Source organism: Bordetella genomosp. 5 (assembly GCF_002261475.1).
In the GTDB taxonomy this organism is placed as follows: Bacteria; Pseudomonadota; Gammaproteobacteria; order Burkholderiales; family Burkholderiaceae_B; genus Bordetella.
Map to the genome: position 1 here is coordinate 110,559 of NZ_NEVN01000013.1, position 11,839 is coordinate 122,397.

The 11,839-nt window shown below is 69.1% G+C and carries 13 protein-coding genes; 5 read left to right on the forward strand and 8 right to left on the reverse strand.

All coding sequences use genetic code 11. The features are described 5' to 3' along the window. Window positions 1–61 precede the first annotated feature (61 nt). The 6 genes from CEK29_RS21445 to gpmA form a co-directional block, all read right to left on the reverse strand. The gene (locus CEK29_RS21445; RefSeq protein WP_094804575.1) at window positions 62–1,474 is read right to left on the reverse strand and encodes an FAD-binding oxidoreductase; all 1,413 of its coding nucleotides are present in this window, start codon (window positions 1,472–1,474) and stop codon (window positions 62–64) included. Between the two features lie 43 nt (window positions 1,475–1,517). Beyond that, on the reverse strand, window positions 1,518–2,219 hold the full coding sequence (locus tag CEK29_RS21450; protein ID WP_094804577.1) for a FadR/GntR family transcriptional regulator: 702 nt from the start codon (window positions 2,217–2,219) through the stop codon (window positions 1,518–1,520). Window positions 2,220–2,293: 74 nt separating this feature from the next. Further along, a complete protein-coding gene (locus CEK29_RS21455) occupies window positions 2,294–3,046 on the reverse strand; it encodes a HesA/MoeB/ThiF family protein (RefSeq protein WP_094804579.1) in 753 nt (250 codons plus the stop codon). Next, window positions 3,043–4,494, reverse strand: coding sequence for a S41 family peptidase (locus tag CEK29_RS21460; RefSeq protein ID WP_094804581.1), 1,452 nt, complete (start codon window positions 4,492–4,494; stop codon window positions 3,043–3,045). The genes CEK29_RS21455 and CEK29_RS21460 overlap by 4 nt, the downstream gene beginning before the upstream one ends. A 27-nt stretch (window positions 4,495–4,521) precedes the next feature. After that, window positions 4,522–6,108: a murein hydrolase activator EnvC family protein gene (locus tag CEK29_RS21465; protein ID WP_094804583.1), complete on the reverse strand. Its 1,587-nt coding sequence runs from the start codon at window positions 6,106–6,108 to the stop codon at window positions 4,522–4,524. A gap of 4 nt (window positions 6,109–6,112) precedes the next feature. Next, a complete protein-coding gene (gene gpmA / locus CEK29_RS21470) occupies window positions 6,113–6,865 on the reverse strand; it encodes a 2,3-diphosphoglycerate-dependent phosphoglycerate mutase (RefSeq protein ID WP_094804585.1) in 753 nt (250 codons plus the stop codon). Window positions 6,866–7,071: 206 nt separating this feature from the next. On the opposite strand from gpmA, the gene CEK29_RS21475 reads away from it, so the two are divergent. The 5 genes from CEK29_RS21475 (at window position 7,072) to CEK29_RS21495 (ending at window position 10,496) form a co-directional block, all read left to right on the forward strand. Continuing rightward, window positions 7,072–7,494: a rhodanese-like domain-containing protein gene (locus tag CEK29_RS21475; protein WP_170948586.1), complete on the forward strand. Its 423-nt coding sequence runs from the start codon at window positions 7,072–7,074 to the stop codon at window positions 7,492–7,494. Window positions 7,495–7,543: 49 nt separating this feature from the next. Next, a complete protein-coding gene (gene grxC / locus CEK29_RS21480) occupies window positions 7,544–7,801 on the forward strand; it encodes a glutaredoxin 3 (RefSeq protein ID WP_094804587.1) in 258 nt (85 codons plus the stop codon). A 52-nt stretch (window positions 7,802–7,853) separates the two neighbouring features. Further along, entirely contained in the window at window positions 7,854–8,378 is a 525-nt protein-coding gene (gene secB / locus CEK29_RS21485) for a protein-export chaperone SecB (RefSeq protein ID WP_094804589.1), read from the forward strand. Between the two features lie 4 nt (window positions 8,379–8,382). Further along, window positions 8,383–9,438 carry an NAD(P)H-dependent glycerol-3-phosphate dehydrogenase gene (locus CEK29_RS21490; RefSeq protein ID WP_094804591.1) on the forward strand — a complete coding sequence of 352 codons (1,056 nt, stop codon included), beginning with the start codon at window positions 8,383–8,385 and terminating at the stop codon, window positions 9,436–9,438. A gap of 80 nt (window positions 9,439–9,518) precedes the next feature. Continuing rightward, entirely contained in the window at window positions 9,519–10,496 is a 978-nt protein-coding gene (locus CEK29_RS21495) for a Bug family tripartite tricarboxylate transporter substrate binding protein (RefSeq protein ID WP_094804593.1), read from the forward strand. A gap of 72 nt (window positions 10,497–10,568) precedes the next feature. On the opposite strand, the gene CEK29_RS21500 is transcribed toward CEK29_RS21495, so the two are convergent. Next, window positions 10,569–11,039 (reverse strand): tRNA (cytidine(34)-2'-O)-methyltransferase, encoded by a 471-nt coding sequence (locus CEK29_RS21500; RefSeq protein WP_094859292.1) that lies wholly within the window; start codon window positions 11,037–11,039, stop codon window positions 10,569–10,571. Between the two features lie 158 nt (window positions 11,040–11,197). Further along, the gene (locus CEK29_RS21505; RefSeq protein WP_255176230.1) at window positions 11,198–11,728 is read right to left on the reverse strand and encodes a ComF family protein; all 531 of its coding nucleotides are present in this window, start codon (window positions 11,726–11,728) and stop codon (window positions 11,198–11,200) included. Window positions 11,729–11,839: the final 111 nt, after the last annotated feature.

Below are 11,839 nucleotides of genomic sequence, written 5' to 3' on the forward strand. Positions count from 1 at the left end.
GGAGCGGTGCATGTGCTGGCCACGCTGGGCGCGGCCGCGGTCTTCCCTTGCTTGCCCGCTGTTATAGCAACTTTCCGGGATTCATGATCCCCGCGGGGTCGAACACCCGCTTGATGTCACGCATCAGGCGCAGCTCGAGCGGGTCTTTGGTATGCAGGAAATGCTCGCGCTTGAGCTGGCCGATGCCGTGCTCGGCGCTGATGCTGCCGCCGTAGCGGTGCACTTCGTCGAGCACGATATCGGTGACGGCCGCGCCCTTCTCGGCGGCCCATTCGCGCGGCGCGCCGGCGGGGCGCGACAGGTTGTAGTGCAGGTTGCCGTCACCGAAATGGCCGAAGATGAACGGGCGCACCGAGGGATCGAGCTCGCGCAGGCGCGCCTCGGCCGTCACCATGAATTCGGGGATGCGTTCGATCGGCAGCGACACGTCGTGCTTGAGGTGCGGCCCATCGGCGCGCTGCGCCTCGGAGATTTCCTCGCGCAGCTTCCAGAGCGCCTGCAGCTGCGCCAGCGACGCCGACACCGCGGCGTCGAGGCAGAGCTCGCGCTCGAGCGCCTCGCCCACGACCGTTTCGAGCAGCTGGTTGAGCGCGGCCTCGTCGCTGGTATCGGCAAGCTCCATCAGCACGTAGGCCGGATAGCGCTGCGCGAACGGCTCCTGCACGCCCTGCGCGTGGGCCAGCACCAGATCGACGCAATCGCCGGTGAAGAACTCGTACGCCTGCAGGCGGGCGCCGCAGCGCTGGAACAGCAGCTCGTACAGCTCGAGCGCCTGCTTGGGCGACTCGACGGCCGCGAGCACGACCGAGCGCACGTCGGTGCGCGGATACAGGCGCAGCGCCACCGCCGTGATCACGCCCAGCGTGCCTTCCGAGCCGATCAGCAGCTGCTTCAGGTCGTAGCCGGTGTTGTCCTTGCGCAGCGTGCGCAGGCCGTTGAAGATTTCGCCGGTCGGCAGCACGGCCTCGATGCCCAGCACGAGCTCCCGCGCCATGCCGTAGCGGACCACGTTGACGCCGCCGGCATTGGTGGCGAGGTTGCCACCGATCTGGCTCGAGTCTTCGGCCGCGAGGCTGAGCGGCAGCAGCCGTCCGGCCTCCTGCGCGGCGCGGCGCAGATTGCCCAGAATGCAGCCGGCCTCGGCCACCATGGTGTTGGCGATGGTGTCGATCGAGCGCACGGCCGTCATGCGGTCCAGACTCAGCACGACGTTGGCCGCGCCGCCGTCGGGCGTGGCGCCACCACACAGCCCCGTGTTGCCGCCACGCGGCACCACCGGCACGCCGGCGGCCTGGCACAGCGCGAGCGCCTGCGCCACCTCGGCGGTGGTGCGCGGACGCAGCACGGCCTGGGCGTGGCCGCGGTACAGGCCACGCCAGTCGGACAGCCAGGGTTCGATGGCGGCGGCCTCGGTGAGCACGACGTCGGGCCCGAGGGCGTTGCGCAACTGCAGGGAAAAGTCGGTGTCGCTCATGATCAGGTTCGGTGAAGTGGAATTCGAAAACGGGCCGCGGCGCTCAGCCGCCGGCCTCTTGCAACTGCAGCCGCGCCGCGGCGTTGCGCAGATGGCGATGCACCGCCTCCCGTGCGCCGGCCTCGTCGGCGGCCTCGATGGCGGCCAGAATGGCCTCGTGCTCCTGGTGCACCAGCGCCGACAGGCCGGGCTGACGCTGCGTGTTGCTGCGCGCCGTGTGCACCGCCTGCCGCAGCTGCAGATTGAGGTATTGCAGCAGCTGCTGGTACGACGGGTTGTGCGTGGCCTGGCCGATCGCACGATGAAACGCCAGATCGTGCTCGACGCCGCGCTCGGGGTCGTCCAGGTGCCGGCCCAATTCGGCCAGCGCGCCACGCAGCGCGGCCAGGTCGGCATCGGTGCGGCGGCGTGCGGCCAGCGCGGCCGCCCCACCCTCTACTTCCATGCGCAGCTCGATGACCTCGGCCAGTTGCGTGCGATCCATGCCGGCCTCGGCCGGCACCCGAAAGCCCTGGCTGCCGGTGCGCGACAGCACCACGCAGCCCGAGCCCTGACGGCTGCGCACCAGGCCCTGCGCCCGCAGGCGCTCGGTGGCCTCGCGTATCACGGCGGCGCTCACGCCGAACTCGCGCGCCAGGTCGCGCCCGGCGGGCAGCTTCGCGCCGACGGCATAGGTGCCGTGGGCGATCTGCTCGGCGATGCGGCCGGCGACGCGGTCGGTCAGCGTGAGGGAATGGGTCAGCATGCGGCGATCATAGCATCATTGTTCAGGTTATCTGATAACTTTGGCCGTGCGAGATGGCGACAGGAACGCGCATCTCAGTGCCGCTGGCCGCAGACCTCGCAGCCGGGGTCGCGGCCGACGTTGACGCTATGCCACTGCATGGTGCGGACGTCGAGCTGCAGCAGACGGCCCACCAGGGGCTGGCCCAGACCGGTGATGAGTTTCATGGCTTCGGCCGCCTGCATGGCGCCGATGATGCCCACCAGCGGCGCGAACACGCCCGTGGTGGCACAGCTGAGTTCTTCGGCTTCGTCCGCCTCGGGAAACAGGCAGTGGTAGCAGGGCGCGTCGTCGCGGCGCAGATCGTAAACGCCGATCTGCCCGTCGTAGCGGATCGCGGCGCCCGAAACCAGCGGCTTGCGCGCGGCGACACAGGCGCGGTTGATGGCGTGACGGGTGGCGAAGTTGTCGCAGCAGTCGAGCACCACATCGGCGGCGCGCACGGCCTCGAGCAGCGCATCGCCTTCGAGCCGCGCGACCAGCGGCACGACTTGAACCTCGGGATTGAAGCGCGCGAGCATGTCCCGCCCGGACTCGGCCTTGGGCTGGCCGACGCTGGCGGTGGTGTGCAGGATCTGGCGCTGGAGGTTGCTCAGCTCGACGACGTCGTCGTCGGCCAGCGTGATGTGGCCGGTGCCGGCCGTGGCGAGGTAGAGCGCGGCGGGACAGCCCAGGCCGCCCGCCCCCACGATCAACACACGCGCCCCCAGGAGTTGCTCCTGCCCTTCGATACCGAGATCGTCGAGCAGGATGTGGCGGGCGTAACGCAATAACTGCTGGTCGTTCATTTGCTCTTGGCGGGCTCGACTCCGGACGGCGTGATCGTCATGCGCTGGGTGGCCGTGCCGCTGGCGTTGGGCTTGATATCGGCCTTGGCCTGCGCACGCGCCGAACCCTTCTGCACCGGCTTGCCGGCCAGCAGGTTGAGCGCCTGCTGGAGCTGGAAGTCGTCTTTGCCGCCGAATTCGAAGATCTTGCCCAGCGGCGGCTCGGCCGCGTTGGGGTCGGACTTGACCTCGGAGGCCGGGTCTTGCTTGTTCGACAGGTGACGCTGCAGATCGGCTTCGCGCGGCAGGCGGAACAGATCGCCGTCGGCGGTGTCGGCCACGACGTAGTCGGGCTCGATGCCGGTTGCCTGGATCGAACGGCCGCTCGGCGTGAAATAGCGCGAGGTGGTGAGCTTGACCGCGGTGGTTTCGGACAGCGGCAGAATCACCTGCACCGAGCCCTTGCCGAACGTGCGGTTGCCCATGACCTTGGCGCGCTTGTGATCCTGCAGCGCGCCGGCCACGATCTCGGAGGCCGAAGCCGAACCGACGTTGACCAGCACCACCATCGGCACGGTCTTGGTCCAGGCAGGCAGATCGGCCAGGTAGTTGCCTTCGCCACGAGCGTACTCGGAAGGCGTGGCGTGATACTTGTGGCGCGAATCCGGGGTGCGGCCGTCGGTCGAGACCACCATGGCATCCGGCGGCAGGAACGCGCCGGACACGCCGATGGCGCTGGTCAGCAGACCACCCGGGTCGTTGCGCAGATCGAGCACCAGACCCTTGGGCGCGGCCTTGGCACCCAGCTCCTTGAGCTGGCGGGCGAGGTCGGAACCGGTCTTTTCCTGGAACTGGGCGATACGCACATAGGCCACGCCATCGTCGAGCATCTTGCTGCGCACGCTGCGCACCTTGATGATGTCGCGCACGATCTTGATGACGATGGGCTGCGCCCGGTCGCCACGCATGATGGTGAGCGTGATGGGCGACTTGGGCGCACCGCGCATGAGCTTGACGGCGTCGTTGAGCGACATGCCCTTGGTGGGGGTGTCGTCGATCTTGATGATGAGGTCGCCCGCCATGATGCCGGCGCGCGCGGCCGGGGTGTCTTCGATCGGCGAGATCACCTTGACGAAGCCGTCTTCGGCGCCGACTTCGATGCCCAGGCCGCCGAACTCGCCCTGCGTGGCGGTCTGCATGTCGCGGAAGGCTTCGGCATCGAGATAGGCCGAGTGCGGGTCGAGATTGGACACCATGCCGGAGATGGCATTGCTGATCAGTGTCTTGTCATCGACGGGCTCGACGTAGTTGTTCTTGATGGCGGCAAACACATTGCTCAATTGCCGCAGCTCGTCGAGCGGCAGCGGACTGCCGCGTTGCGCCACGGCAGTGACGCCCACGCTCAGCAATACGCCGGCCACCACGCCGATCGTTACCAGACCGAAACCGCGAAACTTGCGAGTGCTCATGCACACATCCTGATTTTGATACCGGGATTACAGCGCCAGCCACTGGGCTGGATCCACCGGAGCGCCACGATGGCGAATTTCAAAGTATAGGCCCGATTCCACCTGACCGCCCGTCGCCCCCACGGTAGCAATAGTATCGCCCGTTGCCACCCTGTCGCCTACCCGCTTGAGCAGACTCTGGTTATAAGCGTAGACGGTCAGATATTGCTGTCCATGGTCCACGATGATGAGATTGCCAAAACCCCTGAGCCATTCGGAGTAGACCACTGTGCCGGGGGCGACGGCCTTGACCGGCGTGCCTTCGGCCGTGCGGAGCACGATGCCGCGCCACACGCCGCCATCCGGGCGGTCGACGCCGAAACGGCCCTGCACATTGCCGCGCACCGGCACCGGCAGACCCTTGCGCAGGCCATTGCCTCCGCCCACCAGCGGCCGGGCCGGCTCGGAAGGCTGGGCCGCGGCGGTACGGGTTTCGGGTTGGACCGGTTTTTCGGGCACAGGTTCAGGCGGAGTGGTCTTCGGCGGCGGCGCGACCGGCGTATTGCCGGTCAGACGTCCCTGGGTGCCGGGCACGGGACGCAGGCCGGCCGCGTCGGGATCGGCCACGACCACCGGCCCGCGGGCGGCCCGTTCGGCCTGCTCGCGGGCCTGGGCCGCGTCACGGGCCTGGTCCTCGCGGTCTTTCTCGCGCGCCTGCTGCTTTGCCTTCTGGCGGTCGGCCTCGGCCTGACGCTGCGCCTGGCGCGCCGCTTCGGCCTGCCGCGCGGCCTCGGCCTTGCGCGCCTCTTCGGCTTTGCGGGCCTCTTCGGCACGGCGCGCCGCCTCGGCCTTGCGCCGGGCCTCTTCGGCCGCGCGCCGGCGGGCTTCTTCTTCGACCTGCTTGGCGATCGCCACGTCGAGGTCGCCGATCAGGCGCGACAGGCGCTGATCGTCCCGGCCGAGGCGGTTGGCCTCGGCGCGTTGCGCATTGATCTGTCCTTCGAGCTTGGCCAGCAGGCTGGCCCGCTCTTTCTGCTGCGTGACCAGCTCGGCCTTTTGACGGGTGGTTTCTTCGACCAGCCGGCGCGCCTCGGCGCGGCGGGCGTCCGCCTGGCCCTGCAGATTGGCCAGCCGCTCGATTTCCTGGCGCACTTCGGTGACCGCGTCGGCGCGGGCGCGCGAGACGTAGTCGAGGTAACCGAGGTTGCGGCCCAGCTGCTGGGGATCGCCGCCGGACAGCAGCTCGGTCCAGGGAGACAGGCCGCTGGTGTATTGCGTGCGCAGCTGGTCGGCCAGCTCGGCGCGGCGCTTGGCCAGCACGGCGCTCTGGTTGGCGATCTGTTTGTCGAGGTTGGCGATGTCGAGATCGGCCTGATGCGAGGCGTCACCGAGCTCGCGCAGCCGGCGATTGATCGCGGAGATGGCCGATTCGGACGTCTTGAGCGCATCGGCCGCTTCCTTGCGGGCGGCCTCGCGCTCATCGATGTCTTTTTGCAGCGACCCGATGCGGTCGCGCAGCGCGGCTTGCTGCCGTTCGGCTTCCGACTGGCGGCCCGCCAGATCGGTCGACACCGCCCAGGCCGCCGGTGTTCCCACCCACATGCCCAACAACAGCAAACCCGCCGCGACCCGCATGGAATCAGTCCTTCTTAGCCTTGCCCTGGGCGGCCACGGCCGCCATGGCCGCCTCGATCTCGGCGGCATCGCCAAGATAATAGTGGCGAATCGGGCGCAGGTCATCGTCGAGCTCGTAGACCAGCGGCTGGCCGGTCGGGATGTTGAGGTTGACGATGTCGTCGTCCGAGATACCGTCGAGGTGCTTGATCAGCGCGCGCAAGCTGTTACCGTGCGCGGCGATCAGCACGCGGCGGCCGGAGCGGATGGCCGGGGCGATCGATTCGTTCCAGAACGGCAGCACGCGGTCGACCGTGTCTTTCAGGCACTCGGTGGCGGGCAGCTGGTCGGCCGGGATCTTGGCGTAGCGCGAATCGAAGCGCGGGTGGCGCTCGTCGTCCAGCGCGAGCGGCTCGGGCGCGATCGCGTAGGCGCGGCGCCACACCAGGACCTGCTCGTCGCCGAACTTGGCGGCGGTCTCGGCCTTGTTCAGGCCCTGCAGGTCGCCGTAGTGACGCTCGTTCAGGCGCCAGTTGATGCCCACGGGGGTGTACATGGCGTCCATGGCGTCGAGCGCGATCCACAGGGTGCGGATGGCGCGCTTGAGCACGGAGGTGTAGGCCAGGTCGAAAACAAAGCCTTCCTGCTTGAGCAGTTCGCCCGCCTTGCGGGCCTGTTCACGGCCGGTTTCCGTGAGGTCCACGTCGGTCCAGCCGGTGAAGCGGTTTTCGAGGTTCCATTGGCTTTCGCCGTGGCGCATCAGGACAAGTTTGTGCATGGTATCGGCCGCAAAATCAGCGGATTGAAGTTGAACAATCGGGTCATTTTATAATTGAGCGATTTTGCCCCAGGCTTAGCCCTCCCGGCGCACTCGTGCGACCGGGCCATCGTCATCAGGCCAGGGCGGGTCCGTCGCCCTCTCTCCCCCGGCCTGCCGGGACCGGCCACGAACCGCGCCCACCCGGCCGCACTTCAGGATGTCCCGTGGATTTAATGCAATTCTTGCTCGACCAGAACAATATCTTCATTCTCGCCGTGGCGGTCGTGTCGGGCGTCATGCTGTGCCTGCCGGGCCTGCGCAAGGGCCGCGGCGGCGCCCATGCGGTCGACATCGCCCAGGCGACCCAGCTCGTGAACAAGAGCCAGGCCGTCTGGGTCGACGTGCGCGCGGCCGAGCAGTATCAGGCCGGCCACATCGCCCAGGCCCGCAGCCTGCCCGCCCAGGATCTCGAATCCAAGGCCGGCAACCTGCCCAAGAACAAACCGCTGATCCTCGTCTGCGAGCAAGGCCGCTCGGCGCCGCGCATCGCGCAGCGCCTGCGCTCGCAAGGTTTCGCGGATGTGTATACCCTGGAAGGTGGCATGCGCGCCTGGTACGCCGCCAACCTGCCCGTGACGCAGAAGTAATCACGGATCAGGCCCTACCTGTCCGAAAACCCTAGCCGGAGCGATCCTCATGAATAAAGTCGTCATGTACAGCAAGGACTATTGCCCTTATTGCTCGCGTGCCGAAAAGCTGTTGCGCGACCGTGGTGTCACCGACCTGGAAAAAATCCAGATCGACCAGGACCCGGCCCAACGCGACGTCATGATCGAGCGCACGGGCCGCCGCACCGTGCCGCAGATTTTCATCGGTGACACGCACGTCGGCGGTTGCGATGACCTGCAGGCGCTGGACCGCTCCGGCGGCCTGGCTCCCCTGCTCAACGGCTGACGGCGCCCGCGCCCACGCCTCCCCCCAGCAATTACTACACCCGGAAACTCTCATGGCTGATCAGGACCAAACCAACCAGCAAGCGGGCTCGGACGCGCCCTCGTTCAATCTGCAGCGCGTCTACCTCAAGGACCTGTCGCTGGAAATGCCCAACGCGCCTCACGTGTTCCTCGAGCAGGAAGCACCTCAGGTCGAGGTCTCGATCAACGTCGGCGGCCAGCGCCTGGCCGAAACCGTGTTCGAATCCACCGTGACCGTCACCGTCACGACGCGCATCAACGACAAGACGCTGTACCTCGTCGAAGGCACGCAAGCCGGCATCTTCGAACTGGCCAACATCCCCGAAGAGCAGATGGATCCGCTGCTGGGCATCGTGTGCCCGACCATGCTGTATCCGTACCTGCGCGCCAACATCGCCGACGCGATCACCCGCACGTCGATGCCCGCCCTGCACCTGGCCGAAGTCAACTTCCAGGCCCTGTACGAGCAGCGCATCGCCGAAATGACCCAGCAGCAGCAACAGCAGCAGGGCGGCGACTCGGGCATCATCCTGCCCGCCGGCGCCACGCGTCAGTAAGACCGTGAGCTCGATCGCGGCACGGCGTTTACGCGTCGCCGTGCTGGGCGCGGGAAGCTGGGGCACGGCCCTGGCTGCCGCGGCCAGCCGGCGTCACCCGACTCAGCTCTGGGCGCGTGATGCCGCGCAGGCGCAGGCCATGGCCCGCACCCGCGAAAACGAGCGCTACCTGCCTGGCGTGGCCCTGCCCGCCGGGCTCGAGATCGGTGCCGACCTGGAACGCACATTGGCGTTCCTCGCGGCCGGCACCGATCCCGCACTGATCATTCTCGGAGCGCCCGTCGCCGGGCTCGCTCCGATCTGCACCGAACTGGCCCACCGCCTGCCGGCGCTGGGCCTGCACGACACGCCCATCGTCTGGACCTGCAAGGGCTTCGAGGCCGACACCGCGCGCCTGCCGCACGAGATCGTCGCCGAAGCCATGGCGGGCCTGCCGTCGTTCGCGGGCGGCGTGCTGTCCGGCCCGTCGTTCGCGCGCGAAGTGGCGCGCGGCTTGCCCGTGGCCCTCACGATCGCGAGCGACCGCCCCGGCGTGCGCCAGGCCACCACCGATGCCCTGCACGGCGGCGCGGTGCGCGTCTACGCCAGCGCCGACGTCGTCGGCGTGGAGGTGGGCGGCGCCCTGAAAAACGTGATCGCGGTGGCCTGCGGCATTGCCGATGGCCTCGCGCTGGGCACCAACGCCCGCGCCGCGCTGATCACGCGCGGCCTGGCCGAAATGAGCCGCTTCGGCGTCGCGCTGGGCGCCCAGGCCGCCACGTTCTCGGGCCTCACCGGCCTGGGCGACCTCGTCCTCACGGCCACCGGCGAGCTCTCGCGCAACCGCCGCGTGGGCCTCGAGATCGGCGCGGGCCGCAAGCTCGACGACATTCTCGCCAGCGGCATCACCGCCGAGGGCGTGCGCTGCGCGCGGGCCGCGCTGGCGCGCGGACAACGACTGGGCGTCGAGCTTCCCATCACCGAGGCCGTCTGCGCCGTGCTGTTCGACGGTGTCGCGCCCATGACCGCGGTGTCGGCCCTGCTGGCCCGGGATGCACGCGCCGAGGCCGCGGAAGACTAAAATCGCGCCGGCCGCGCCGTTTGCGCGCGGCAACGTCTACCCATAAAACAACATACCCCGCACGCCCGAGGAGACCCTCCATGTTCCGCAACCGTCTGCGCCATCTGGGCGCCGTCGTGCTGACCGCGCTGATGCCCATGGCCGCCGCCCACGCCGACTGGCCCGACCGTCCGATCCATCTCGTGGTGCCGTTTCCGCCGGGCTCGTCGCCCGACATTCTGGCGCGCACCATCGCCGAGCCGCTGTCGCAGGCGTTGAAGCAGCCCATCGTGGTCGACAACAAGCCCGGCGCGGGCGGCAACATCGGCACGCGCGTGGTGGCCCAGGCCAAGCCCGACGGCTACACCCTGCTCTACACGATCAACGGCCCGCTGGTCACCGCCCCCACGCTCTACAAGCGCACGCTCGGCTACGACCCCCTCAAGGATCTCGCGCCGATCACGCTGGTGGCCACCAGCCCCAACGTGCTGACGGTGCCGGGCAATCTGGCGGTCGATGATGTGCAGGGTCTGGTCAAGCTGGCGCGCGAACGCGCCGGCGCACTGAACTACGGCTCGGTCGGCCCGGGCAGCTCGGCCCACCTCGCCATGGAAATGTTCAAGGGCGAGGCCAAGGTCGATCTGGCCCACATCCCGTACCAGGGCTTTCCGCAAGTGATCTCGGCCATCATCGGCGGCGACGTGCAGGCCGGCTTCATGGTGCCCGCCATCGCCCTGCCGCAGGCGCGCGACGGCAAGGTCAAGACGCTGGCCGTGACCAGTCTCGAGCCCAGCCCGCTGCTGCCCGGCATCCCCACGATGGCCTCCCAGGGCTACCCGGGATTCGAGGCGATTTCTTGGAACGCGGTGCTCGCGCCCGCGGGCACGCCCGCGCCGATCGTCGAGCGCCTGAACAGCGAGCTTGCGCGCATCATCAACAGCGACGCCGTGAAAAAGCAGCTCGCGCTGCAGTACTTCACCCCCGCCCCCTCGACGCCGGCGGCGCTCACCCAGCGCATCGTGGCCGAGAAGGCGCGCTGGGACGCCGTGATCGAACGCCTGAATCTCACGCTCGACTGATTCCGTCGCTGCGTGAAAACGACACGGCCGCCCCTCGGGCGGCCGTTTTGCATGGCGCGTGCGGATCGCCGTTCAGACGCTACCTGCGTAACCCTGCTGGCGCCAGGCCTCGAACACGGTCACGGCCACCGCATTGGACAGGTTGAGGCTGCGCTGCCCGGGCAACATGGGCAAACGCAGGCGTTGCCCGGGCCCGAAGAGCGCCAGATGCTCGTCGGACAGCCCCGCGGTCTCGCGGCCGAACACGAAGACATCGCCCGGCTGGAACGCCAGGCCCTGGATGCCGCGCGCGCCTTGCGTGGTGAGCGCATAGGTCCGGTCGGGCGCCGCGCCCGTGGCCGCCAACGCCTGCGGCAGGCTGTCGTGCACCTGCATGGGCTGCCACTCGTGGTAATCGAGGCCCGCGCGCTTCAGACGGGTGTCGTCTAGCTCGAAGCCCAGGGGCCGCACGAGATGCAGCTGGGCACCGGTATTGGCGCACAGCCGGATCGCATTGCCGGTGTTGGGCGGGATTTCGGGGCAGACGAGAACGACGTGAAACATGGGAACGGAGGCTCAGCGGGACAGCCGCTATTGTGCCAGCGACGCGGCAGGACGCAGCGCGCCGCCCGTCGTCGAAGCCTTGCCCGCCGTCGCCATCCCGGCGGTCCGGTCGGCCGCCCCGCGACCGGCCACAGCGGCGGCCTGCCCAGCTGTTCTCGTCAGGGAGGGGGCTGGCATGCGGGCGTCCGCGCGGCCACGAGCACCGTGACGCCCACCGCCCCGGCACGGCGCAGCGCGAGGGCGCAGGCATGGGCCGTGGCGCCGGTGGTGAGCACATCGTCGATCAGCACGACGTGCCGTCCCGCCACGGCACGCGGATCGGCGCCGAACACGCCCGCGAGCGCGCGCCGCCGGCCCCGTGCGCCGCGCCCGCGCTGCCGCGGCACTTCGCGCAGACGGCGCAGCGCCCAGGGCGCGCGCGCCATGTGGCAGCGCGGCGCCAACAGACGCGCGAGCTCCGCGGGCGGACAGAAGCCGCGCTCTCGCACGCCCTGCCGCGAGGCCGGCACCGACACCATCACGCAGGCGGCGGCGTCGCGCCAGAACCCCGCGTCGGCCCTCCAGCGGCGCGCCATCAGATCGGCCAGCGCCCTGCCATCGGCCAGCCGCCCATCCTTGAAGCGCCGTATCAGGAAGTCGGCGGGCGGCGCGTAATCGAAAGCCGCAAGCACGCGTTCGAATGCGGGCAAGCGCCTGACGCAGCCGCCACAGAGCCCGGGCGCTGCCGGGCCGGGGCCCGCCGTGCCGACCGCAGCCAGGCGTGGCGCCGGAAGAGGCAGTGCGCAACGGGGACAGCGGGC